Origin of the sequence: Klebsiella sp. SWET4, from assembly GCF_024296565.1 — a bacterium.
In the GTDB taxonomy this organism is placed as follows: Bacteria; Pseudomonadota; Gammaproteobacteria; order Enterobacterales; family Enterobacteriaceae; genus Klebsiella; species Klebsiella variicola.
On sequence record NZ_JANCOB010000005.1, the window covers coordinates 217,455 to 242,615 of the forward strand.

Annotated in this window: 23 protein-coding genes and 1 pseudogene; 10 read left to right on the forward strand and 14 right to left on the reverse strand. The window is 57.8% G+C overall.

The annotated features are described in order from the left end of the window. Positions 1-5: 5 nt before the first annotated feature. A complete protein-coding gene (citC, locus tag NKJ21_RS14175; RefSeq protein WP_239270618.1) occupies positions 6-1,034 on the reverse strand; it encodes a [citrate (pro-3S)-lyase] ligase in 1,029 nt (342 codons plus the stop codon). Between the two features lie 256 nt (positions 1,035-1,290). On the opposite strand from citC, the gene citS reads away from it, so the two are divergent. The 6 genes from citS (at position 1,291) to NKJ21_RS14205 (ending at position 8,637) form a co-directional block, all read left to right on the forward strand. After that, positions 1,291-2,631, forward strand: a complete 1,341-nt coding sequence (gene citS / locus NKJ21_RS14180; RefSeq protein WP_086631448.1) for a citrate/sodium symporter CitS — start codon at positions 1,291-1,293, stop codon at positions 2,629-2,631. A gap of 155 nt (positions 2,632-2,786) precedes the next feature. After that, the gene (locus NKJ21_RS14185) at positions 2,787-3,038 is read left to right on the forward strand and encodes an oxaloacetate decarboxylase subunit gamma (RefSeq protein WP_012540458.1); all 252 of its coding nucleotides are present in this window, start codon (positions 2,787-2,789) and stop codon (positions 3,036-3,038) included. A 15-nt stretch (positions 3,039-3,053) separates the two neighbouring features. Then, entirely contained in the window at positions 3,054-4,823 is a 1,770-nt protein-coding gene (gene oadA / locus NKJ21_RS14190) for a sodium-extruding oxaloacetate decarboxylase subunit alpha (RefSeq protein WP_239270617.1), read from the forward strand. Between the two features lie 15 nt (positions 4,824-4,838). Continuing rightward, positions 4,839-6,140, forward strand: coding sequence for an oxaloacetate decarboxylase subunit beta (locus tag NKJ21_RS14195; protein WP_239270616.1), 1,302 nt, complete (start codon positions 4,839-4,841; stop codon positions 6,138-6,140). 171 nt (positions 6,141-6,311) lie between these two features. Beyond that, a complete protein-coding gene (locus NKJ21_RS14200) occupies positions 6,312-7,940 on the forward strand; it encodes a sensor histidine kinase (protein ID WP_063106340.1) in 1,629 nt (542 codons plus the stop codon). After that, entirely contained in the window at positions 7,933-8,637 is a 705-nt protein-coding gene (locus NKJ21_RS14205; RefSeq protein WP_023339573.1) for a response regulator, read from the forward strand. Before NKJ21_RS14200 ends, NKJ21_RS14205 begins: the two co-directional genes overlap by 8 nt. Positions 8,638-8,642: 5 nt before the next feature. Here NKJ21_RS14205 and NKJ21_RS14210 read toward each other — a convergent pair whose 3' ends face one another. After that, positions 8,643-9,272 carry a hypothetical protein gene (locus NKJ21_RS14210; RefSeq protein WP_109910223.1) on the reverse strand — a complete coding sequence of 210 codons (630 nt, stop codon included), beginning with the start codon at positions 9,270-9,272 and terminating at the stop codon, positions 8,643-8,645. Between the two features lie 92 nt (positions 9,273-9,364). Between NKJ21_RS14210 and NKJ21_RS14215 the strand changes: the two genes are divergently transcribed. Continuing rightward, a complete protein-coding gene (locus NKJ21_RS14215; protein WP_008807489.1) occupies positions 9,365-10,294 on the forward strand; it encodes a LysR family transcriptional regulator in 930 nt (309 codons plus the stop codon). Here NKJ21_RS14215 and NKJ21_RS14220 read toward each other — a convergent pair. The 8 genes and pseudogenes from NKJ21_RS14220 to NKJ21_RS27850 form a co-directional block, all read right to left on the reverse strand. Further along, positions 10,242-10,607, reverse strand: a complete 366-nt coding sequence (locus NKJ21_RS14220; protein ID WP_016160277.1) for a DUF805 domain-containing protein — start codon at positions 10,605-10,607, stop codon at positions 10,242-10,244. The genes NKJ21_RS14215 and NKJ21_RS14220 overlap by 53 nt on opposite strands. A gap of 30 nt (positions 10,608-10,637) precedes the next feature. Then, a complete protein-coding gene (gene rihC, locus NKJ21_RS14225; RefSeq protein ID WP_012968970.1) occupies positions 10,638-11,552 on the reverse strand; it encodes a ribonucleoside hydrolase RihC in 915 nt (304 codons plus the stop codon). Positions 11,553-11,618: 66 nt separating this feature from the next. Beyond that, positions 11,619-12,569 (reverse strand): 4-hydroxy-3-methylbut-2-enyl diphosphate reductase, encoded by a 951-nt coding sequence (gene ispH / locus NKJ21_RS14230; protein ID WP_002887979.1) that lies wholly within the window; start codon positions 12,567-12,569, stop codon positions 11,619-11,621. Between the two features lies 1 nt (position 12,570). Continuing rightward, positions 12,571-13,020 carry an FKBP-type peptidyl-prolyl cis-trans isomerase gene (gene fkpB / locus NKJ21_RS14235; RefSeq protein WP_002887976.1) on the reverse strand — a complete coding sequence of 150 codons (450 nt, stop codon included), beginning with the start codon at positions 13,018-13,020 and terminating at the stop codon, positions 12,571-12,573. A gap of 117 nt (positions 13,021-13,137) precedes the next feature. Continuing rightward, entirely contained in the window at positions 13,138-13,638 is a 501-nt protein-coding gene (lspA, locus tag NKJ21_RS14240; RefSeq protein ID WP_008807492.1) for a signal peptidase II, read from the reverse strand. After that, positions 13,638-16,454 carry an isoleucine--tRNA ligase gene (ileS, locus tag NKJ21_RS14245; RefSeq protein ID WP_239270615.1) on the reverse strand — a complete coding sequence of 939 codons (2,817 nt, stop codon included), beginning with the start codon at positions 16,452-16,454 and terminating at the stop codon, positions 13,638-13,640. The genes lspA and ileS overlap by 1 nt, the downstream gene beginning before the upstream one ends. Before the next feature lie 43 nt (positions 16,455-16,497). Then, entirely contained in the window at positions 16,498-17,436 is a 939-nt protein-coding gene (gene ribF, locus NKJ21_RS14250) for a bifunctional riboflavin kinase/FAD synthetase (protein ID WP_008807494.1), read from the reverse strand. Between the two features lie 7 nt (positions 17,437-17,443). Next, positions 17,444-17,649: pseudogene (locus NKJ21_RS27850) on the reverse strand (DUF2575 domain-containing protein); the annotation flags it as partial. A gap of 116 nt (positions 17,650-17,765) precedes the next feature. Here NKJ21_RS27850 and rpsT point away from each other — a divergent pair. Then, on the forward strand, positions 17,766-18,029 hold the full coding sequence (gene rpsT, locus NKJ21_RS14255; RefSeq protein WP_002887965.1) for a 30S ribosomal protein S20: 264 nt from the start codon (positions 17,766-17,768) through the stop codon (positions 18,027-18,029). A 119-nt stretch (positions 18,030-18,148) separates the two neighbouring features. Here the strand turns inward: rpsT and nhaR are convergent, their stop codons facing one another. The 4 genes from nhaR to dnaK form a co-directional block, all read right to left on the reverse strand. Continuing rightward, a complete protein-coding gene (gene nhaR / locus NKJ21_RS14260) occupies positions 18,149-19,045 on the reverse strand; it encodes a transcriptional activator NhaR (protein ID WP_008807495.1) in 897 nt (298 codons plus the stop codon). Between the two features lie 54 nt (positions 19,046-19,099). Further along, positions 19,100-20,275 (reverse strand): Na+/H+ antiporter NhaA, encoded by a 1,176-nt coding sequence (gene nhaA, locus NKJ21_RS14265; protein WP_254732952.1) that lies wholly within the window; start codon positions 20,273-20,275, stop codon positions 19,100-19,102. Between the two features lie 175 nt (positions 20,276-20,450). Next, on the reverse strand, positions 20,451-21,584 hold the full coding sequence (gene dnaJ, locus NKJ21_RS14270; protein ID WP_008807497.1) for a molecular chaperone DnaJ: 1,134 nt from the start codon (positions 21,582-21,584) through the stop codon (positions 20,451-20,453). An 87-nt stretch (positions 21,585-21,671) separates the two neighbouring features. Next, a complete protein-coding gene (gene dnaK, locus NKJ21_RS14275) occupies positions 21,672-23,588 on the reverse strand; it encodes a molecular chaperone DnaK (protein WP_254732954.1) in 1,917 nt (638 codons plus the stop codon). Positions 23,589-23,974: 386 nt separating this feature from the next. Between dnaK and NKJ21_RS14280 the strand changes: the two genes are divergently transcribed. Beyond that, positions 23,975-24,379 (forward strand): DUF2541 family protein, encoded by a 405-nt coding sequence (locus NKJ21_RS14280; protein WP_023339565.1) that lies wholly within the window; start codon positions 23,975-23,977, stop codon positions 24,377-24,379. A 27-nt stretch (positions 24,380-24,406) separates the two neighbouring features. Next, on the forward strand, positions 24,407-25,156 hold the full coding sequence (msyB, locus tag NKJ21_RS14285) for an acidic protein MsyB (RefSeq protein WP_008807500.1): 750 nt from the start codon (positions 24,407-24,409) through the stop codon (positions 25,154-25,156). Positions 25,157-25,161: the final 5 nt, after the last annotated feature.

Below are 25,161 nucleotides of genomic sequence, written 5' to 3' on the forward strand. Positions count from 1 at the left end.
ATAAATCAGGCGGTTTGATGTTCGCTCTCCGCCAGTTGCATCAGAAAAGAGAGGGTGCCCGGCGGCACCAGCGCCGCGACGGCTTGCCAGTTGCGCTGTCGGTACAGCTCGCGCACGCGGGAAGCGGATATCGGCCCGCCGTTTTTTTCGATGCGCGCCAGCTCCACAACTTCAACTGGCGGCGCGTCACCGGGCGCTTCCAGCAACGCTTTCATGCGCTGGTTGTAGCTACGGGTCAGCGAACACAGCGGCTCGGTGCCGACAAAGCGATGGGTTATCTGCAGCGCCGGGGCCAGGCGTTCACGGAATATCTGCAGGTCAATCTGGCTGTGGCAGTCATCGACCACGCCCTGCTCTTTGAGGAAGTAGCCGGGAAACGTCGCCCGCGAGATGAGGTATGCCGAGCCGGGATGCAGCGTCACTTTGTCGATGCCGGCGATACCTTTTTCGATAAGCGTAAAGCGATCGTGACAGGAAAAGCAGGAGGCATCTTCCTTCACGACAAACAGATGTAACCAGTCGCACTGGCGTGCCGCCTGCTCCACCAGCCAACGGTGGCCGAGAGTGAAGGGATTGGCATTCATCACAATGGCGCCGATTTTGCGCCCCGGCTGACGGTACATCGCCAGCTGTCGGCAATAGCGCGTCAGCCGTTCGCGGCTGTTTTCCATTAATACAGCGCGATCGCCCGCCTGGGCAATTGGCCAGAAGCCTGCCCCGGAAAATAGCGCAGCGTTACTGGGTTTAGTGAATAAAAACAGCTCGCTGCGCCCCAGCTCATAGGCCAGCGTCAGGAGCTCGGTCAGTAATTTAAGGCTCAGCCCCTCCCCCTGCAGCGAGGGATCGATGGCGATGCATTTCAGCACATTGCCGGCGATAGCACCGCAGCCGACCAGCCGCTGCTGATACTCGGCGATAATCGCCATTTCGCAGTCGGCCTCTAACGACAGTTGATGCTGGCGGAGAAACCGATCGATCGCCTCTCGCCGCGGTTTATCTTTTAATAGCTGAACGCGTTTTAATATCAGTGTCATTTTTTAGCGCTTCGTCATTTCAAAACGAACTGTATTTCGCCAGCGTTCGGCTATGGATTCTTGTATTTAAGTCACAGTTTTTCTCGTGGCTTAATTGGCTTTATGGTTTTTATGTTGTTAATTAATTCAGAATCATAAAACCAATTAAATTAATAAAAAACACGAGTATTCAGTGAAGGTAATCACACCTTACCCCTGGGTCTATTTATTACTATGCGCCGGTCTTACTACTCCATCAATAAACAGGATAACGTTTATGACTAACATGAGTCAGGCTCCGGCAACGGAGAAGAAGGGCGTTAGCGACCTGCTGGGATTTAAAATCTTCGGCATGCCGCTACCTCTTTACGCGTTTGCGTTAATTACACTATTACTTTCACATTTCTATAACGCTTTACCCACCGACATTGTCGGCGGATTCGCCATCATGTTTATTATCGGCGCCATATTCGGTGAAATTGGCAAACGCCTGCCAATATTCAACAAATATATCGGTGGCGCTCCGGTGATGATTTTCCTGGTGGCGGCTTATTTCGTCTATGCCGGTATTTTCACGCAGAAAGAGATAGATGCTATCAGCAACGTGATGGATAAAAGTAACTTCCTTAACTTATTTATCGCGGTATTAATCACCGGTGCAATCCTGTCGGTAAACCGCCGCCTGCTGCTGAAATCACTGCTCGGCTATATTCCAACCATCCTGATGGGCATTGTCGGCGCGTCGATTTTCGGCATCGCTATCGGTCTGGTGTTCGGGATTCCGGTGGATCGCATCATGATGCTCTACGTCCTGCCGATCATGGGTGGCGGCAACGGCGCGGGCGCAGTCCCCCTGTCGGAGATCTACCACTCCGTCACTGGTCGTTCTCGCGAAGAATATTACTCTACTGCCATCGCTATCCTGACCATCGCCAACATCTTCGCCATCGTCTTTGCCGCGATACTCGATATCATCGGTAAAAAGCACACCTGGCTGAGCGGCGAAGGCGAACTGGTGCGTAAAGCCTCATTCAAAGTGGAAGACGATGAAAAAGCGGGACAAATCACCCATCGTGAAACCGCCGTCGGCCTGGTGCTGTCCACTACCTGTTTCCTGCTGGCCTACGTCGTCGCCAAGAAAATCCTGCCCAGCATTGGCGGCGTTTCGATTCACTACTTCGCGTGGATGGTATTGATCGTTGCGGCGCTAAACGCCTCCGGCCTGTGCTCACCAGAAATCAAAGCCGGCGCCAAGCGTCTGTCTGATTTCTTCTCTAAACAGTTGCTGTGGGTACTGATGGTCGGCGTCGGCGTCTGCTACACCGACCTGCAGGAAATCATCAATGCCATTACTGTCTATAACGTTGTTATCGCCGCCGTAATCGTTATCGGCGCAGTGCTCGGCGCGGCGATCGGCGGCTGGCTGATGGGCTTCTTCCCAATTGAATCGGCGATCACGGCGGGCCTGTGTATGGCCAACCGCGGCGGCTCCGGCGACCTGGAAGTTCTCTCTGCTTGTAACCGTATGAACCTTATCTCTTATGCGCAAATCTCCTCCCGTTTGGGCGGGGGTATTGTGTTGGTCATCGCCAGCATAGTGTTCGGCATGATGGTTTAACCCATTTGCACGATGGCACGTTGAACTGACAGGTGAAGAACGTATCAGGGTCCTATGCCGGGAGCGGCAGAGGGAAATCCACCCTGCTCCTTAGCCGGAAACGCCAGAAACCTTGTCAGACAGCGCGTCATCGTGCCCCTATTTGAGATGTACCAATGACTGACAATGCCGTCCTGTTAGGCGAAGGCTTCACCCTGATGTTTCTCGGCATGGGCTTTGTGCTGGTGTTCCTGCTGCTGCTCATTTTCGCCATCCGGGGAATGTCCCTCGCCGTCAACCGCCTGTTTCCCGAGCCGCCTGCCGCCCCCAAACCGGCCCCGGCCGCCGTCGCGCCCGCCGACGACTTCGCCCGCTTAAAGCCAGCGATTGTCGCCGCCATTCACCACCATCGCCGTCTTCACCCTTAATTCACGGAGGAATTTATGACCGTTGCCATTACCGATGTCGTCCTGCGCGACGCCCACCAGTCCCTGTTCGCCACCCGTCTGCGTCTCGACGATATGCTCCCCGTCGCCGCTCAGCTGGATGACGTCGGCTACCGCTCGCTCGAGTGCTGGGGCGGCGCCACCTTTGACGCCTGCATCCGCTTCCTCGGCGAGGACCCGTGGGTCCGCCTGCGCGAGCTGAAAAAGGCGATGCCGAAGACCCCGCTGCAGATGCTGCTCCGCGGCCAGAACCTGCTCGGCTACCGCCACTACGCCGACGACGTGGTGGAGCGCTTCGTGGAGCGCGCCGTCAAAAACGGCATGGACGTCTTCCGCGTCTTCGACGCCATGAACGACCCGCGCAACATGCAGGCCGCCCTGCAGGCTGTCCGCCGCCACGGCGCCCACGCCCAGGGCACGCTTTCGTACACCACCAGCCCGGCCCACACCCTGCAGACCTGGCTTGACCTCACCGAACAGCTGCTGGAGACCGGCGTTGACTCCGTCGCCATCAAGGACATGTCCGGCATTCTGACGCCGCATGCCGCCTTTGAGCTGGTCAGCGAAATCAAGAAGCGCTACGACGTCACCCTGCACCTGCACTGTCATGCCACCACCGGGATGGCGGAGATGGCCCTGCTGAAGGCCATTGAAGCCGGGGTCGACGGCGTCGACACCGCCATCTCCTCAATGAGCGCCACCTACGGCCACCCGGCCACCGAGGCGCTGGTCGCCACCCTCGCCGGCACGCAATATGACACCGGACTGGATATCCACAAGCTGGAGAGCATCGCGGCCTACTTCCGCGAGGTGCGTAAGAAGTACCACGCCTTCGAAGGCCAGCTGAAGGGCACCGACAGCCGTATCCTCGTCGCCCAGGTCCCGGGCGGGATGCTCACCAACCTCGAAAGCCAGCTGAAGCAGCAGAATGCCGCGGACAAACTCGACCTGGTGCTGGCGGAAATCCCCCGCGTGCGCGAGGACCTCGGCTTCATCCCGCTGGTCACCCCGACCTCGCAGATTGTCGGCACCCAGGCGGTGCTCAACGTCCTGACCGGCGAGCGCTACAAAACCATCGCGAAGGAGACCGCCGGTATCCTGAAGGGTGAGTACGGCCGCACCCCGGCGCCGGTGAACGCCGCCCTGCAGGCGCGGGGGCTTGACGGCGCTGAAGCCATCACCTGCCGCCCGGCCGACCTGCTGAAGCCGGAGCTGGCGCAGCTGGAAGCCGACGTCAGACGGCAGGCGCAGGAGAAGGGCATCACCCTTGCCGAAAACGCCATCGACGACGTGCTCACCGTGGCCCTGTTCCCGCAGCCCGGCCTCAAGTTCCTCGAAAACCGCCACAACCCGGCGGCCTTTGAACCGCTGCCGCAGGCGGAAGCCGCGCAGCCGCTGGCAAAAGCAGAAAAACCTGCCGCCTCCGGCGTCTACACCGTGGAGGTGGAAGGCAAAGCCTTTGTGGTCAAAGTCAGCGACGGCGGCGACGTCAGCCAGCTCAGCGCCGCGCCGGTGGCCGCTGCGCCTGCTGCCGCCCCGGCTCCGGCCGGCGCCGGCACCCCGGTGACCGCCCCGCTGGCGGGCACTATCTGGAAGGTGCTGGCCGCGGAAGGCCAGACGGTGTCCGAAGGCGAGGTGCTGCTGATTCTGGAAGCCATGAAGATGGAGACCGAAATCCGCGCCGCGCAGGCCGGGACCGTGCGCGGTATCGCGGTGAAAGCCGGCGACGCGGTGGCGGTCGGCGACACTCTGCTGCAGCTGGCGTAAGGACGAGGAGCGGAAATGGAAAGTCTGAACGCCCTGATTCAGGGCATGGGGCTGATGCACCTCGGCGCCGGCCAGGCCATCATGCTGCTGGTCAGCCTGCTGCTGCTGTGGCTGGCGATTGCGAAGAAGTTCGAGCCGTTACTGCTGCTGCCGATTGGCTTCGGCGGCCTGCTGTCGAACATCCCGGAGGCCGGGCTGGCGCTCACCGCCCTGGAGAGCCTGCTGGCCCACCACGACCCGGCGCAGCTGGCGGTGATTGCCGCGAAGCTCCACTGCGCGCCGGACGTCCACGCCATTAAGGAGGCGCTGGCGCTGGCCCTGCCGTCGGTGCAGGGGCAGATGGAGAGCCTCGCGGTGGACATGGGCTACTCCGCCGGGGTGCTGGCCATCTTCTATAAGGTGGCGATTGGCTCAGGCATTGCGCCGCTGGTCATCTTTATGGGCGTCGGGGCAATGACCGATTTCGGCCCGCTGCTGGCCAACCCGCGCACCCTGCTGCTGGGGGCGGCGGCGCAGTTCGGGATCTTCGCCACCGTGCTCGGGGCGCTGACGCTGAACTACTTCGGCATCATCAGCTTCACCCTGCCGCAGGCGGCGGCCATCGGCATCATCGGCGGCGCCGACGGCCCGACGGCGATTTACCTGTCGGGCAAGCTGGCACCGGAGCTGCTGGGGGCCATCGCGGTGGCGGCCTACTCCTATATGGCGCTGGTGCCGCTGATCCAGCCGCCGATCATGAAGGCGCTGACCAGCGACAGGGAGCGGAAGATCCGCATGGTGCAGCTGCGCACGGTGAGTAAGCGGGAGAAGATCCTCTTCCCGGCGGTGCTGTTGCTGCTGGTGGCGCTCCTGCTGCCGGACGCCGCGCCGCTGCTGGGGATGTTCTGCTTCGGCAACCTGATGCGCGAGAGCGGCGTGGTGGAGCGGCTGAGCGATACGGTGCAGAACGCGCTGATCAACATCGTGACCATCTTCCTCGGACTGTCGGTGGGGGCCAAGCTGGTGGCGGACAAGTTCCTGCAGCCGCAGACGCTGGGGATCCTGGTGCTGGGGGTGATCGCCTTCTGCGTGGGCACCGCGGCCGGGGTGCTGATGGCGAAGCTGCTGAACAGGTTCAGTAAGAACCCGATCAACCCGCTGATCGGCTCGGCGGGGGTGTCGGCGGTGCCGATGGCGGCGCGGGTGTCGAACAAGGTGGGTCTGGACGCGGACGGGCAGAACTTCCTGCTGATGCACGCCATGGGCCCGAACGTGGCCGGGGTGATCGGCTCGGCGATCGCCGCCGGGGTGATGCTCAAGTACGTGCTGGCGATGTAGGCCAGCGTTCTTCCCGGAGGTGTGTCTGTCGCCCCGCCTCCGGGCTGATTTGATACCCACTCCTGGCATGACGGGGCCGGGTACATGTCTGAAATTTTCTGTTCTGTGCTCCACCTGTCGGCGCCGGGGGCGCAAAACGGGGAGAATAACAATTTAATGTCTATCGACCCAATGTATACCCGAAAAATCACCCACTGGTTTGCCCGGCGATCGTTTCAGAATCGCATCTTCCTGCTGATCTTATTTACCTCGACTACCGTCATGCTGGCGATGTCATGGTATCTGACAGACATTACCGAGGAGCGTCTGCATTATCAGGTCGGGCAACGGGCGCTGATTCAGGCGATGCAGATTTCGGCGATGCCGGAGCTGGTGGAGGCGGTACAGAAACGCGACCTCGCCAGAATCAAAGCCCTTATCGACCCCATGCGTTCGTTCTCCGACGCCACCTACATCACCGTCGGTGATGCCAGCGGCCAGCGCCTCTATCACGTCAATCCTGATGAAATCGGCAAATCGATGGAAGGCGGCGATAGCGATGAGGCGTTGATAAACGCCAAAAGCTACGTGTCAGTGCGCAAAGGCTCGCTGGGATCCTCGTTGCGTGGTAAATCGCCGATCCAGGACGCGACCGGCAAGGTGATCGGCATTGTGTCGGTAGGCTATACCATCGAGCAACTGGAGAACTGGCTCAGCCTGCAGATAAGCTCGCTGCTGATCCCGATGGCCATCATGTTACTGCTCCTGCTCTATTGCGCCCGCCGCTTCTCACTGCATATCAAAAAGCAGATGCTCAATATGGAACCCCAGCAGCTGTCACAGCTGTTGATCCAGCAAAGCGTGCTGTTTGAATCGGTGTTCGAAGGGCTTATCGCCATCGACTCCGGTTATAAAATCACTGCGATTAATCAGACTGCCCGCCGCCTGCTCAATTTGAGCCAACCGGAAACCACGCTTATCGGCAAAGGGATCAACAGCGTTATCTCGCAGGAGACCTTTTTCTACGATGCGCCACAGGCCAATAAAAAAGACGAAATCGTCACCTTCAATCAGATCAAAGTGATCGCCAGCCGGATGGCGGTGATCTTAAACAATGAGCCACAGGGTTGGGTGATCAGCTTTCGCAGCAAAGACGATATCAACACCCTTAGCCTGCAGCTCAGCCAGGTGCAACAGTATGCGGATAACCTGCGCGCCGTGCAGCATGAGCATCGCAATCTGATCTCCACTATCGCTGGCCTGCTGTTTCTTAAACGCTACGATCATGCGCTGGATCTGATCCAACAGCAGTCGGAAAGTCACCAGAAGGTGATCGATTTTATCGCGCGGAATTTCCAGGATAACCATCTGGCCGGACTGTTGATCGGCAAGTATTACCGGGCCAAAGAGCTCGGTCTGGAGCTGGTTTTCGATCCGGCCTGCTTCGTTGACAGATTACCCACCGCCCTTTCTCACAATGAATGGATCTCGATCGTGGGGAATCTGCTTGATAACGCCTACAATGCCAGCCTGCGTCAGCCGCAGGGGTCAAGGCAGATAGAATGCCTGATCAACAGCGACGGTCACGAAGTGATCATTGAGATCGCCGACCAGGGATGCGGCATTGACGAGACGCTGCGCGATCGGATCTTCGAGCGCGGCGTCACCAGCAGCGCCAGTAAAGATCATGGTATCGGACTCTGGCTGGTACGCAGCTATGTGGAACAGGCAGGCGGCAGTATTGTCGTCGAAAATAATATTCCTTTTGGCACCATCTTTACGCTTTATATCCCCCTGACCCGAGAAGAACATCATGGATAGCATCACTACTCTTATCGTTGAAGACGAACCTATGCTGGCGGAGATCCTGGTGGATAACATTAAACAGTTTCCCCAGTTCGACGTCATTGGTATTGCGGATAAGCTTGAGAGCGCCAGGAAACAGCTCAGACTGTATCAACCGCAGCTGATCCTGCTGGATAATTTTTTACCCGACGGCAAAGGTATCGATCTGATCCGCCATGCTGTCAGTACGCATTACAAGGGACGGATTATCTTTATTACCGCAGATAATCATATGGATACCATTAGCGAAGCGCTGCGTCTTGGGGTGTTCGATTACCTGATTAAGCCGGTGCACTATCAGCGCCTGCAGCACACACTGGAGCGCTTTGCCCGCTATCGTAGCTCGCTGCGCTCCAGCGAACAGGCCAGCCAGATCCATGTCGATGCACTGTTTAATATTCAGGCCCGGGAGCAAACGGAACCCGCCAGCGCACCACTGCGCGGGATCGATGAAAGCACCTTTCAGCGCGTGCTCCAGCTGTTTGCCGACCCGTCGGTGGTACATACCGCCGACTCGCTGGCCCGTATCCTCGGCAGCAGCAAAACCACCGCCCGCCGTTATCTGGAACAAGGGGTGAAGAACGACTTTCTGGAAGCGGAAATCAGCTACGGCAAGGTTGGCCGACCGGAGCGCATTTATCACGGCAAGCAGGCCTATCCTGAGCAGAGATAAAACGCTTACGCCAGGGTGTAGCTGACCACCAGCTGCCCCTTCTTCATTTTAATCTGGCTGACGACGACGTCGCCCAGCTCCGCCAGACGGGCGACGTGGGTGCCACCGCAGGGATAAGCGGGCAGTTCGCCGAAGCCCACCTGGCGCAAGCCATCAGCGAACGTCACCTGACGCGGTAAGTCCTGCGCCTGCCAGGCCTTCACCGGCGCCAGTAGCGCACTGGCGTCCGGCAGCGCGGCATTGTTCCTGCAGGTAAAGGTTATCCGCCCTTCGCCGGGCCAGTGGTGCGCTTTCACCGGTTGCCAGCCAAGCTGTTCGCCCGCCAGGCCAAGCAGGTGGCCGGCAGAATGCAGACGGGCATGCAGCTGTCTCGCGGAGGCATCAATTTTCATCTCCACGTCACCGAGGGGAAGCGCTTGCGACAGGATATGCAGCACGCTGTCGCCGCGCACAATAACCGTCTCAACCACCTGCCCGGCTATCCAGCCGCGGTCTGCCGGTTGACCGCCTCCTTGCGGGTGAAACAACGTCCGATCCAGTTCGATGGCGTAACGGCCATCCACTTCTGCGGTGCAGGCGATGATCTGGGCGCGCCCGTCGGTAGCATCGCTGGTGTAATAAACTCGTTCAGTCATGGTGATTCTCCTCTCTGTCCGACCAGTATATTGATAATATCGACAGCGATAATCCCACCACCCGCCAATGCACTTTTGCCCCGGGAGCACAAATGAATCTAAACCTCCTGCCGGACCTCGCCCTCTTCGTCCAGATTGTCGACCAGGGCAGCTTTTCCGCCGTCGCCCGCCAGAGCGGACTGACGCCCTCCGCCGTGAGCCGCAGCGTGTCGCGGCTGGAGCGGGAGATGGGCAGCAAGCTGCTGCATCGTACCACCCGCAAGCTGCGACTGAGCGATGCCGGGGAAACAGTGTATCAGCATGCCCAGCAGATGCTGGAAGCGGCGCGGCAGGCGATAGATTCCGCCAGCAGTCGCCAAACGGTCGCTCAGGGAAAGCTGACGCTCAGCGTACCGAAAGCCGTCGGCCGCTTTGTGATCCACCCGCTGATGATGGCGTTTTTCCATCGCTACCCGCAGGTGGACGTCTGCCTGCGGCTGGAAGATCGCCCTCTGGATTTTATCGATGACGGTATTGATTTGGCGCTGCGCATCACCGATACCCCTTCCCCTGGTCTGCATGGCAAACCGCTGATGCCAATCAGGCACGTTATCTGCGCCACTGAGCCCTATTTACAGCAGCACGGTACGCCGTATACGCCGCAGGATCTGCGCGCGCATTGCTGCATTAGTCTTGGCGAAACGCCCGCCGACGCGCGCTGGAAGTTCCGCCGGGAAGGGAAAAGCGAAACAGTGCAAACCTACGGGCGGTACGCCGCCAACCATACCGCCGTCCGCCTCGACGCGGTTAAGCAGCATCTGGGCATTGGCAGCCTGCCGCTGTTTACCGCTCGCGAGGCGCTGGCGAAGGGCGATATCGTGCAGGTGCTGCCCGAGTGGGAATTCATCAGCAGCTACTCCGGCGACCTGTGGCTGCTGTGGGCGGGAGATAAGCATATGCCCGCCAGGATGCGGGTGATGATTGATTATCTCAGCGAGACGGTGCCGGCGTTGAACGCAGGCAGCACAGAGCCAGCGAAATAATTGCAAACCACGGAATGATAACCCCCAACACAAACCAGATCCCGGAGCGGCCGATATCATGCATTCGCCGGCAGCCAACAGCCAGCAAGGGGAGCGCCATCAGCAGCAGCCAGAGCGCGGCAAAGGGAATGACAACAAAACTGAGGATACCGTATTGAGGGTTAACGCTGGTTGCCAGACACCAGGCCGCCAGCGGCATGGTGGCGATCAATACATTGATGAGAAAAAACGTCCAGAACTGCTGCCGGCTGGCGCGGCCACTAAAATTAAAGGTCTCTTTCCAGCCGCTCAAATACGCCTGTCCATAGGTCATTGCTTCTTTCCTTGAAAATCGAGTGATTTATCACGGCGCCAGGGCAATCACCTCCGCTGCCCAGCGCTGAAACCCTTCCACGTCGATATCCAGCGCCACCTGGGCGTTCGCCGGCTGGCCCAGTCGCCCTTCGATATCCACCACCGTGGTGCCCGCGGTCCAGGTCCCCTGCGTCTCCACCGCCACAAAGCACGGCTGGAGAGTGAACAGTTCCGGGCGCGCCAGCCACGCAATAGCGCAGAGATCGTGCATTCGCAAACCACTGCTCATGCTGCCGCTGCGATAGTGGCTAAACAGAGCATGAAGCATTTTACCAGTCTGGTTCAGCGTCGGTAGCGTCGCCAGGTAATCTGCCGCCAGCAGCGCTCGGTTGGTGACGTCCAGCCCGCACATGACTATGTCCAGCCCGCTGTGGAAGACTTTCGCGGCGGCTTCCGGGTCGATAGCGATATTGAATTCCGCATTCGGCGTGAAGTTGCCGCGCCCCGCGGAACCGCCCATGATCACCAGTCGGCGAATGTTGAACACACATTCTGGATACTGGGTCAGCAGCAGCGCTATATTGGTCAGCGGGCCAATCGCCACCAGAGTAATCGGCTCGGCAGCGTGCATCAATGCATCGCGGATCGCCTGGAAGGCCGGCTTCGCCAGCGGCTGACGTTGATGCTCAACAAAGTCATACCCCTCCATGCCGGATTCGCCATGCACCGAGGCGGCGTCGCGCAACGGACGCACCAGCGGCATCGACGCCCCTTGCGCCAGCGGCACATCGGCATTCCAGAAGTGCAGCAGCTGCAGCGCGTTACGGGTCGTCTTCTCCACCGAAACGTTGCCCGCCACGGTGGTCATCAGTTGCAGCTCCAGCTCGGGCGCGAACAGCGCCGCGGCAATGGCGGCAGCATCGTCGATGCCCGGGTCAGTATCAAGAATGATCGGTAAGCGCATGGTTTCTCCCTAAAAAAATGCCAGACGTTAAGTCTGGCATCTTCTCATACTGCTGGAGGAAAGAACTTACTCTACTTCACGGACATCCACACGCAGCTCTTTCGGCACTTCAAAGACGATATTCTCTTCCCGGCCTTCCAGTGGCACGGCTTCGCCGCCGCCCAGCTCCTGCAGGCGGGTAATGACGTTCTGCACCAGAATATCCGGCGCCGATGCGCCCGCCGTCACGCCGACACAGGCCGCATCCTTGACCCACGCTTCCTGGATATCGGAGGCGTCGTCAATCAGGTAAGCCGCTTTGCCCATCCGCTGCGCCAGCTCGGCGAGGCGGTTAGAGTTGGAGGAGTTTTTCGACCCGACCACCAGCACCACGTCAGCCTGCTCCGCCAGCGCGCGCACGGCTTCCTGACGGTTAGTGGTGGCATAGCAAATGTCGTCTTTGCGCGGGCCGACGATTTTCGGGAAACGCGCGCGCAGGGCGTCAATAACGTCAGACGTATCGTCGACGGAGAGCGTGGTCTGGGTCATAAACGACAGCCGGGCGTCGTTTTTGACTTCCAGCTTGAGAACGTCTTCCGGCGACTCGACCAGGTACATGCCCCCTTGCGGGTTGTTGTACTGTCCCATGGTACCTTCGACTTCCGGGTGGCCGGCATGGCCAATCAGAATCGACTCTTCGCCGCGGCGGCTGGCGCGGGCGACTTCCATATGGACTTTGGTCACCAGCGGACAGGTGGCATCGAACACCGTCAGGTCGCGGCTCTTCGCTTCGTTGCGTACCGCCTGCGAAACACCGTGGGCGGAGAAAATCAGGATCGCGCCGTCCGGCACTTCGCTGATCTGTTCGATAAAAATGGCGCCGCGCTTGCGCAGGCTATCCACCACATAGCGGTTGTGCACCACTTCATGGCGAACATAGATCGGTGCGCCGTACAGCGTCAGCGCGTTTTCTACAATGCTGATAGCGCGGTCAACGCCAGCGCAAAAACCGCGCGGGTTAGCCAACAGGATCTGCATGTTACTCCTCCAGCGCCGGATCGATCTCCAGCACTTCAATATCAAAATGAACGGTGCGCCCGGCCAGCGGATGGTTGAAGTCGACGGTGATGGAATCGCCGTTCACTTCGCGGATCACGCCAGGCATTTCGCTGCCATCCATTGCGGTAAAGAGCATAATCGCGCCGATCTCTGGTTCGCCAGCGTCGATAAACTCACGGCGAGAGAAATACTGAATCAGGTCCGGGCTGGGTACGCCAAAGGCGGCGTCAGGCTCCAGCGAAAAGGCCTTTTTCTCCCCCTCTTTCAGACCGAGAAGCTGTTGCTCCAGCCCTTCAGACAGAGAGGTGTCGCCGAGGCGAAACAGCGCCGGTTTGCCGTTGCTGCGGGTGGACTCGGCGGTGGAGCCGTCGTCCAGTTTCAGTGTGAAGTGCACCAGTACCGCGCTGTTGCTCTGTACGGATTTAGACATGCAAATTGCTCGCTTGTTTTAGGTCACCGGTTGCCCGGTGGCGCTATGCTAACCGGACCGACGGGCGGCCACAAATTCTGTAGGCCGGGTAAGCGTAGCGCCACCCGGCATTGACATTTACGCCTGCTCTTTCGCGGTCGGTTTCGGCAAGAAACCTTCCAGCACAATCAGCGCTGCGCCGATGCAGATCGCACTATCGGCGAGGTTGAAGGTGGCGAAATGCCAGTCGCCGACGTAGAAGTCGATCATATCGACCACGAAGCCGTGCCACAGGCGATCGAACAAGTTACCCAGCGCACCGCCGATAATCAGGGCGTAGGCAATATTGTTCAGCTTTTGCGTCGCCTTCGAACGGTACATCAGTACCGTCAGCACCACACAAATGCCGATCGCGATCCCGGAAAAGAACCAGCGCTGCCAGCCGCCGCTGTCGGCGAGGAAACTAAACGCCGCGCCATAGTTGCGGGCATAATGCAGATTAAGCGACGGGAACAGCGGAACCGTCTCCCCCAGAGCGAAGTTCTGGAGGATCAGGAATTTGCTACCCAGATCGATAATCAGCACGGCTACGACGACCCACAGCCAGCGTAGCCCCGTTGAACAGATCGATTTACTCATCAGGCGAATTTACGTTGCTCGCCGTTACCGGCGACGTTGCTCACACAGCGACCGCAGATTTCTGCGTGTTCCGCTACCTTGCCGACGTCACTGGTGTAATGCCAGCAGCGTGGGCACTTCTCGCCCTCGGCTTTACTCAGGACCACTTTCAGCCCTTTCAGCAGATCGCTCTGCCAGGCATCAGCCGGCGCCTGCGCATAATCGGCAACGTTGGCGCCGGAGGTCAACAGGACAAATCGTAATTCATCGCCCAGCGCGTTGAGCTTGGTCGCCAGGTCGGCATCGGCATACAGCGTGACCGCTGCTTCCAGAGAGCCACCGACTTTCTTATCCGCACGCGCTTGCTCGATCACCTTGTTGACTTCGCCGCGCACCTTGAGCAATTCATCCCAGAAACCGTCGTTCATCGCTTCATCGTCGGCCAGGCCGAACAGACCTTCATACCACTCGCCGGTGAAGACATATTTCTCACGATCGCCCGGCAGGTAGCCCCAGATTTCGTCCGCGGTGAAGGACATGATCGGCGCCATCCAGCGCACCAGCGCTTCCACGATATGGAACAGCGCGGTCTGGCAGCTGCGACGCGCCACGCTGTCCGCTTTCGCGGTGTACTGGCGGTCTTTGATGATGTCGAGGTAGAACGAGCCCATTTCGATGGAGCAGAAGCGCATCAGGCGCTGTACCACTTCATGGAAGTCGTAGGATTCGTAGGCTTTCAGGATATCTTCCTGTGCCGCCTGCGCGCAGCCGACTGCCCAGCGGTCCAGCACCACCATCTCTTCCGGTTTAACCATGTCTTTCGCTGGATCGAAACCGTTCAGGTTCGCCAGCAGGAAGCGCGCGGTGTTACGGATACGACGATAGCTGTCCGCGGCGCGTTTGAGGATCTCATCGGAGACCGCCATTTCGCCGGTGTAGTCGGTGGAAGCCACCCACAGACGCAGGATATCGGCGCCCAGCTTGTTCATCACGTCCTGCGGGCTAACGGTGTTACCGATAGACTTGGACATTTTGCGGCCCTGGCCATCGACGGTGAAGCCGTGGGTCAGTACCTGGCGATATGGCGCTTTGCCTTTCATCGCCGTGGAGATCATCAGTGAAGACATGAACCAGCCGCGATGCTGGTCAGAGCCTTCCAGATACATGTCCGCGGAGTGACCGGCGAATTCCGGACGCACATCAACCACGGAAGAGTGGGTCGACCCGGAGTCAAACCACACGTCGAGGGTATCCGGCACTTTCTCGTAGCTGTCGGCGTCATCGCCAAGGATGTCGCGGGAATCGAGATCCCACCACGCCTGGATGCCGTCAACTTCAACGCGTTTCGCCACTTCTTCCATCAGTTCGAGGGTACGCGGGTGCAGTTCGTGGGTTTCTTTGTGCACGAACAGCGACATCGGCACGCCCCAGGTACGCTGACGGGAGATACACCAGTCAGGGCGGTTGGCCACCATCGATTCGATACGCGCCTGGCCCCAGTCCGGGATCCACTGCACGCCTTTGATCTCTTTCAGCGACTGCGCGCGCAGGCCTTTCTGATCCATGCTGACGAACCACTGCGGGGTGGCGCGGAAGATGATCGGCGATTTGTGGCGCCAGCAGCACGGATAGCTGTGCTGCATTTTTTCCACGTGCAGCAGCGCGCCGCTGTCACGCAGCATCTCAACGATGATGTCGTTGGCTTTGAAGACGTTGATACCATCCAGAGACGGGTAAGTACCTGGCAGGTAAGCACCGTCCGGGCCAACCGGGTTGGCGATTTCCAGACCGTATTTCTGGCTGATGGTGTAGTCGTCCGGACCGTGGCCGCCGGCGGTATGCACCGCACCGGTACCCGCGTCCAGCGTCACGTGGTCGCCAAGGATCGCCGGCACGTCGAAATCGAGGAACGGATGCTTAAAGCGCATCAGTTCAAGTTCTGAACCTTGTACCGCCGCCAGGATACGGTAATCCGTAACGCCAAGGCGCTTCATCACGCTCTCAACCAGGTCTTTCGCCAGGATCAGCGCCTGACCGTCAACCTGCACCAGCGCGTAGTCGAATTCCGGCGACAGAGAGATGGCGCGGTTAGCCGGCAGGGTCCACGGCGTGGTGGTCCAGATAACCAGGGAAACCGGGCCGTTGACGTCGGCTACGCCGAATTTCGCCAGTACCGCGGCTTTGTCTACCGCGTGGAACGCCACATCGATAGACGGAGAGGTTTTGTCGTAATACTCCACTTCCGCTTCCGCCAGCGCGGAACGGCAGTCAACGCACCAGTGCACCGGCTTAGCGCCTTTATGCAGATGACCGTTGCCGATGATTTTACCCAGCGCACGGATGATGTTGGCTTCGGTTTTGAAGTCCATGGTCAGGTACGGACGCGACCAGTCGCCCAGCACGCCCAGGCGGATAAAGTCTTTACGCTGACCGTCGATCTGCTCCGCGGCATATTCGCGGCACTTGGCGCGGAATTCTGCGGCGGTGAATTTCTCACCCGGCTTGCCGTATTGTTGCTCGACTTTCAGTTCGATCGGCAAACCGTGGCAGTCCCAACCCGGAACGTACGGCGAGTCAAAGCCCGTCAGTCCTTTGGACTTAACGATAATGTCTTTCAGAATCTTGTTAACCGAGTGACCAATATGAATGCTGCCATTCGCATAAGGAGGGCCATCATGCAGAATGAAGGTTTTTTTGCCTTTTTTGGCTGCACGAATGATGCCGTACAGGTCATCATCGGTCCAACGCGCCAGCATTCCCGGTTCGCGTTTGGCGAGGTCGCCACGCATAGGGAACCCTGTTTCCGGCAAATTCAGGGTCGATTTATAGTCACTCATCAGATTCTCGGTTCCGTATTTCGGTTTGATAAATACCAGCGGCTCAGGCCTGGCTGGTCAGCCCAAATAATTCGCGGGCCGTTAACTCATCACGTGCGATTTGCGCCTTCAGCTCGTCCAGCGACGCAAACCGCTGCTCGTTACGTATCTTTTTACGCAGTACTACATTGATATGGCGACCGTAGAGGTCCATTACAACGTCCAACAGATGTACTTCAAGCTGCTGACGCACGCCCGCGACCGTTGGACGGGTGCCAATATTGGCGACGCCCGCTATGGGTTTGTCGCCCAGCCCTGTCACTTCTACCGCATAGACCCCTTTAACCGGGGAAACCTGACGACGCAGCGGTAAGTTCGCCGTCGGAAAACCTATGGTACGGCCCAGTTCATCACCATGAACGACGCGTCCGGAGATGCTAAACGGATGGCCCAGCAGCGTCTCCGCCAGCAGGAGATCGTCATCCGCCAGCGCCTGACGCACCGCCGTACTGCTGATACGCACCCCACCTTCGCAGAAAGTCTGGGTGCTGGTCACGTCGAAGCCGTATTCCGCTCCGGCCTTTTGCAATAACAAGAAATCCCCCTGGCGACCAGCGCCAAAGCGGAAATCATCACCGACGGCAAGGAACTGCACACCCAGGCGGCGCACCAGCAGTTCGCTGATAAAATCCTGCGCGGTTAGCGCGGCGAACCGGCGGTCAAAGCGAACGCACAATACATAGTCGACCCCGCTTTCAGCCAGATAGCCCAGCTTTTCACGCAGGCGGGTCAACCGCGCCGGGGCTTTATCGGCGGCAAAGAGCTCCAGCGGTTGGGGTTCGAAAATCATCACCACCACCGGTAAACCGCGCTGGCGGCCCTCTTCGCGCAACCGCTGCAGCAGTGCCTGATGCCCACGATGCACGCCGTCAAAATTACCAATGGTCAGCACGCACCCGTGCGGCGCCTGACTGAGATTATGTATGCCGCGTATCAGCTTCATGTCTGGCTCAAAACAGTGAAAATCGTCCGAGTATACCTTGTACAACTGTCAACGTTAACCAGCGATTGCACCTCGGCAACGAAAGTTCTCAGGAATTCATTCACTCAGCGCGAGAAAGCGGGAAAACTGGCCGCGCCCGGCGATTTTTATGGTGGAAAAGCTGTATTCGACTGCAACAAGCTGGTAGAATCTTGCGCCATCACTACGTAATGAAGCGCTGTGGTGTTAAACGGCGCTTATTTGCACAAATCCATTGACAAAAGAAGGCTAAACGGGCATATTCCTCGGCCTTTGAATTGTCCATATAGAACACATTTGGGAGTTGGACCTTGGCTAATATCAAATCAGCTAAGAAGCGCGCCGTTCAGTCTGAAAAGGCTCGCAAGCACAACGCAAGCCGTCGCTCTATGATGCGTACTTTCATCAAGAAAGTATACGCAGCTATCGAAGCTGGCGACAAAGCTGCTGCACAGAAAGCATTTAACGAAATGCAACCAATCGTGGACCGTCAGGCTGCTAAAGGTCTGATCCACAAAAACAAAGCTGCGCGTCATAAAGCAAACCTGACTGCACAGATCAACAAACTGGCTTAATCGCCTGCTTGCTGAACTTTGTTAAAGAAACCCGCGAAAGCGGGTTTTTTTATGCCCGCCATCTTCCCCCGCTAACGCACGCTGGCGCGGCCAGCGCCACGCCAGCCCACGCCGGCAGGCTATCGGGGTTCGGTAAACAGGGACGAGTAATCGCGATTACAGATGCGCTGAACCGCGGGATGCTGAATCATTCGCTCGGCAAAAATAGCGTGATACTCCTCCATCACGCTATCCATGCGGCCAATTTCGATAATCGATTCGTCATAGTAGAAATCATGCGCATAGAGCGTCGGCGCGACAAATATCGCATTATGCGCGGCGCCGAAGGCTTTCATGAGCGCCGCATCGTCAAATTCGCCGAGGATCTCCACCTTCAGGCCCTGCACGTTAATCCAGTTCAGCAGTTTACGCCCCAGCATCGAACGCCGACCGGGGATCAGCAGCCGCCGCTCTTCCAGACAGGCCGGAAACGGCTTCGTCGGCGCCGGGTTCATGCACCAGAAGCTGACGCTGCACTCGCCAATCTTCACCGAAAATAGCCCTTCCTGCTGTGTCGAGTCGATCGGACAGTCAGAGATAATCATATCGAGCTTATGCTGGCTCAGTTGCTCCAGCAGCAGCTCATGGGTGGATTCAAAACAGCGCAGATGGATCTGCTCACTCTCAACGACGGCGGCATCCAGCACGCCGCTGACCAGCCGCTTGGATAACGCATCAGCGACGCCGACATCAAACAGCAGATTCGACTCTTTGCGGTAGTTGACGATGTCGAGCATCTCCTGGCTGAGGGTAAACATGCGGTCGGCATAGCGGAAGACCAGCTCGCCCAGCTCACTCGGCTCCAGTCCCCTTCCTTTTCGCTTAAACAACTTACCCTGCAGGCGCTCTTCCAGGGCTTTGATCTGCCCGGTAATCGTCTGCGGCGTCAGAAACAGCGCCTCCGCCGCGCCAACGACGGACCCTTCTTTATACACGTGCCAGAAGTAGTACAGATGGTTGTAGTTGATATGTGACATGCTTCTCTCCCTGATAATGTCCAGGAGAGCCACGCAGGCTCTCCTGCAGAAAGGTTATACCGCGAGGCGAGTCTCCGTCACGCGCTGACGCAGTATGAGATATCCGATGACTGCTGATAGCACTGAGCCAATCAGGATGCCAAGCTTGGCCCAGTTGATCAACGCGGGGTCGACGCTGCCGAAGGCCAGAGTGGCGATGAAAATCGACATCGTAAAGCCAATCCCACACAGAATACCCACCGCCATGATCTGCTTGCAGGTGGTCCCCTCCGGCAGCGAGGCCCACTTCAGCTTCAGCGCCAGCCAGCAGAACAGGCTGATCCCCAGCGGCTTGCCGATAAACAGCCCGACCATAATGCCCAGCGGCAGAAGCGACGTCAGTCCGGCCAGGGTGACTCCCTGCAGCGAAACGCCAGCGTTGGCGAAGGCGAACAGCGGCAGGATCATAAACGCGACCCACGGGTGCAGGACATGCTCAAGCGCTTTGGCCGGTGACTTGCCATGCTTTTCCTCGAGCGGGATCATAAAGCCGACGATCACCCCGGCAAGGGTCGCATGAACGCCAGACTTCAGCACCGCCGTCCACAGCACCGCGCCAACCAGAATATAGATCCCGGTACGCCGCACGCCGCTGAGGTTCAGGGCCACCAGCACCGCAATTGCCGCCGCCGCCACGCCCAGCGAAAGCATGGACAGGTCGTGGGTATAAAACAGCGCGATAATCACGATAGCCCCGAGGTCATCAATAATCGCCAGCGCCATCAGGAAAATCTTCAGCGCCGTCGGTACCCGGCTACCTAACAGCGCCAGCACACCGAGCGCAAAGGCAATATCCGTCGCCGCGGGGATCGCCCACCCCTCTCTGGCGACAGGATCCTGGGCGTTAAAAGCCAGATAGACCAGCGCCGGCACAATCATCCCGCCGAGCGCGGCAATCACTGGAAACACCGCCTGACGACGGCTCGCCAGCGACCCCTGAATCAGCTCACGTTTGACCTCCAGGCCAATCAGTAAAAAAAACACCGCCATCAGGGCATCATTGATCCATAACAGCATGTTTTTATTGATCTCCAGCGCCCCGACTCGCAGCTGAACTGGCGTCTCCAGGAAGGAGTGATACAGACCGCTGGTCACGCTGGTATTGGCCATCACCATCGCCAGCGCGGCGGCAATGATTAAGACAATGCCGCCGGAAGCATCGCTACTAAAGAATCGTTGCAGATGTTTCACTTTTACTTTCATCCTGTTGGTGAATAACTCGATAAAAGCATAATACACACACTGATAACTCGAAAAAATCAGATTTAAATTGCTTTAAAGTTCGTTTTTTACGAATAAAAGAGGAGGCGTAAGGCAAAAAAAGCCCGGGCAGCAAGGCCCGGGCCGGATATCAGGAAAAGCGGAATTAGCGGGTCAGGTCGTCGAAGAACTTCTTCACACCGTCGAAGAAGCTTTTCGAACGCGGGCTGTTGTTTTCCCCGGTCGGGCCGCCGAAGCTCTCCTGCAGCTCTTTCAGCAGCTGCTTCTGCTTCTCATTCAGCCCTACCGGCGTCTCCACCACCACGCGGCACAGCAGATCGCCCTGGGCGCCGCCGCGAACGGATTTCACACCTTTGCCGCGCATGCGGAACAGCTTGCCGGTCTGGGTTTCACCCGGCACTTTCAGACTGACGCGACCGTCGAGCGTCGGCACTTCAATCTCACCACCCAGCGCCGCCATCGTGAAGTTGATCGGGACTTCGCAGTACAGGTTATTACCTTCACGCTCAAAGATAGCGTGCTGCTTCACCTGGACCTGTACGTACAGATCGCCTGCCGGTGCGCCATGCTCGCCAGCTTCGCCTTCGCCCGCCAGACGGATCCGATCGCCGGTGTCCACACCTGCCGGAATTTTAACCGACAAGGTTTTCGTTTTCTCTACACGCCCATGACCATGACATTTGTTGCATGGATCTTTAATCAGCGTACCGCGTCCCTGACAGTGCGGACAGGTCTGCTGTACCGCAAAGAAGCCCTGACGCATCTGCACCTGGCCTGCGCCATGACAGGTCGGACAGGTCTGCGGCTTGCTGCCGGCCTTGGCGCCGCTGCCGTGACAGACGTCGCACTCTTCCAGCGTCGGAATACGGATCTCTTTGGTGACGCCACGCACCGCTTCTTCCAGCGTCAGCTCCATGTTGTAACGGAGATCGGCGCCGCGCGCCGCGCGCTGACGACCACGTCCGCCGCCAAAGATATCGCCGAAAACATCGCCAAAGATATCGCTGAAATCCGCACCGCCGCCAAAACCGCCGCCGCCGCCCATGCCGCCCTGTTCGAAGGCCGCGTGGCCGTACTGATCGTAGGCCGCACGCTTCTGGGCATCAGTCAGGATTTCATACGCTTCTTTGATTTCTTTAAATTTGGCTTCGGCCTCTTTATCACCCTGGTTGCGGTCCGGGTGATACTTCATGGCCAGGCGCTTGTAAGCCTTTTTGATTTCACGCTCTTCCGCTGTTTTGGAGACGCCTAAAATCTCGTAGTAATCTTGCTTTGCCATCGGTGTTTTTCAGCCCCTTAACATGCGTGCACGGGCGGAGAGGAAACCTCTTCGCCCGTGCCAGTGTTTTACCCGTTCAAAGGGCGATTATTTTTTATCTTTCACTTCTTCGAACTCAGCGTCGACAACATCGTCGTCTTTCGCGTTGCTCGCCTGAGCGTCAGCGGAACCCGCCTGCTGCTGAGCGTGCTGCTGCTGAGCAATTTCCATCAGCTTCTGAGAAGCCTGCGCCAGCGCCTGCATTTTCGCTTCGATGTCCGCTTTGTCTTCGCCTTTCAGGGAAGTTTCCAGCGCAGTCAGCGCAGACTCGATAGCGGTTTTGTCATCAGCCGGCAGTTTATCGCCTGCTTCTTCAACCTGCTTACGAGTGCTGTGCAGCAGATGGTCACCCTGGTTACGGGTCTGTACCAGCTCTTCGAACTTACGGTCAGATTCGGCGTTAGCTTCTGCTTCGCGAACCATTTTCTGAATTTCTTCTTCATTCAGACCGGAAGACGCCTTGATGGTGATCTTCTGCTCTTTACCGCTGTTTTTGTCTTTCGCGGAAACGTGCAGGATACCGTCAGCATCGATGTCGAAGGTGACTTCGATCTGCGGCATACCGCGCGGCGCCGGGTTAATACCATCCAGGTTGAACTGACCCAGTGATTTGTTATCAGACGCGCGTTTACGCTCACCCTGCAGCACATGGATGGTTACCGCAGACTGGTTGTCTTCTGCAGTAGAGAACACCTGGCTGTGCTTGGTCGGGATAGTGGTGTTTTTGTTGATAAGCACTGTCATCACGCCGCCCATGGTTTCGATACCCAGCGACAGCGGGGTTACGTCCAGCAGCAGAACGTCTTTCACATCACCCGTCAGTACACCACCCTGAACCGCTGCGCCGATCGCCACAGCTTCATCCGGGTTAACGTCTTTACGCGGCTCTTTACCGAAGAACTCAGCGACTTTTTTCTGCACCATCGGCATACGAGTCTGACCACCAACGAGGATCACGTCGTTGATATCGGAAACGGACAGACCGGCATCCTGCAGGGCCACTTTCAGCGGCTCGATGGAACGGTTAACCAGGTCTTCTACCAGGCTTTCCAGTTTCGCGCGAGTCACTTTGATATTCATGTGTTTCGGACCGGTCGCATCTGCAGTGATATACGGCAGGTTAACGTCGGTCTGCTGAGCAGAAGACAGTTCAATCTTCGCTTTCTCAGCGGCTTCTTTCAGGCGCTGCATGGCCAGCGGGTCGTTACGCAGGTCAATGCCCTGATCTTTCTTGAACTCATCAACGAGGTAGTTGATCAGACGCGTATCGAAGTCTTCACCGCCCAGGTGGGTGTCACCGTTGGTCGCCAGTACTTCAAAGGTTTTCTCGCCGTCAACTTCGTCGATTTCGATAATAGAGATATCGAAAGTACCACCACCGAGGTCGTATACCGCGATAGTGCGGTTACCGACTTCTTTATCCAGACCGTAAGCCAGCGCGGCCGCGGTTGGTTCGTTGATGATACGTTTGACTTCCAGACCGGCGATACGGCCGGCATCTTTGGTTGCCTGACGCTGCGCATCGTTGAAGTAAGCCGGTACGGTGATAACCGCTTCAGTTACCGGTTCACCCAGGTAATCTTCAGCCGTTTTCTTCATTTTTTTCAGCACTTCAGCAGAGATCTGCGGCGGTGCAGTTTTGGTGCCTTTCACATCCAGCCATGCGTCGCCATTGTCTGCGGCAACAATTTTGTATGGCATGATAGAAACGTCACGCTGAACTTCTTCGTCCTGGAAGCGGCGGCCAATCAGGCGTTTAATCGCAAACAGGGTGTTTTGCGGGTTTGTCACTGCCTGACGTTTAGCCGGCTGACCAACCAGAGTTTCACCATCCTGGGTATAGGCAATGATAGAAGGCGTGGTGCGATCGCCTTCGGCGTTCTCCAGCACGCGTGCAGTAGTGCCATCCATAATCGCTACACAAGAGTTGGTAGTACCCAGGTCGATACCAATAATTTTACCCATCTAAACGTCTCCACTAAAAATTCGATCAACATGTGGTTGTGAACCTGTAATAAGGGCGAAACGTGCGGTTTCAACTGCCCAGACATCATTTTTTTTCAGGTTCTTCACTGCGGTTGACTACAAGATGGGGTCGCCCACCCCGGCATCAAGGGGCAAGCCTAAAAATTTTTTGCACCGGGCCCCGACCTGAGTCGTGAAAAGCGTCCCGAGCGACATTGTCAGGCGCCAAAAGAGGCAGCGAAATGCATATATAAATGATGAATGTGAAAACAAAATATATTCATAATATCATTGACATAACCCGCAATACTTGCGCGCTAATGGCCCCACGCCCCTGGTGATAATATCCCTCGCCGTCGCACTTTACTTATTCAGGGGACAGATTGATGAAACCACTATTCCGGATTTCCGCGGGACTTATCCTCGGCTTATCGTTTATCACCTCGGCGGCCGCCAACGACCATAAAATCCTCGGTGTGGTAGCCATGCCGCGCAATGAAACCAACGACCTGACGCTGAAACTCCCGGTCTGTCGGGTCGTCAAACGCATTCAGCTCAGCGCCGAGCGCGGCGATGTACAGCTCTCCGGGGCGACGGTCTACTTTAAGGCCAGCCGCGGCGCCAGCCATACGCTGAACGTCCCCGCCGGGATAAGAGAGGGCAGCACCTCCGGCTGGATCAACATCAATAGCGATAACGACAGCAAACGCTGTGTGAAGAAAATCGCCTTCTCCGGCCACACGGTCCACTCCTCAGATATGGCCTCATTAAAAATTATCGGCGACGACTAACCTCGTTATCCTGAGGAGGGATGATTTATGCATATTAACTATCTGGCAGATGACGATCTGGCCTTTCTTCCTGAGTGCAGCGAGGCGCATCTGGAAGCTTTTACCCGTATTCTGACCCACGGCGAAAACGGCAAACCCCGTCTCTCCAGCACGCTGCTGCGCAACGAGACCTTTTTAGCAATGGAGGGCCACCCTGAACGCTATCGCCGCAACTGGCAGCTGATTGCCGGAGAGCTACAGCATTTTGGCGGCGACAGCATCGCCAACACCCTACGCCGCCACGGCAAATTTTATCGCGCGATCCTGCTGGATGTGTGTAAACGGCTGAAGGCGAAGGTCGACAAACAGATGACGACGCCGCAGATCGAACAGCAGTTACTGGAACATTTCCTGCAGCACAGCTGGAATAAGCTGGATGCGGAGCAAAAGGCACAATTTCTTGCCGCGGTGGATTGCCGGAGCCATGAGCTGGAAAATCTGTTGCCCCATCTGCTGAGGCACCGCAAGCTAAGCGAAGGGGTCGCCCTGTTGCTGGACGAGCGCTTAACCGCCATTCTGCGCACCCATGCCGCCGTAAGCGTTATTGGTCATGGTCTGGTGCGCGGCGCCGGGCTGGGCGGGCCGCTCGGCGCCGCGCTGAACAGCGTCAAAGCGGTGAGCGGCAGCGCTTACCGGGTCACCATCCCTGCGGTCCTGCATATTGCCTGTTTACGGCAAATGATCCAGCCGCCGTCGGGCGCAACAGAAATTGGTGAAAAATACCCCGCCAGATCATAGACAGC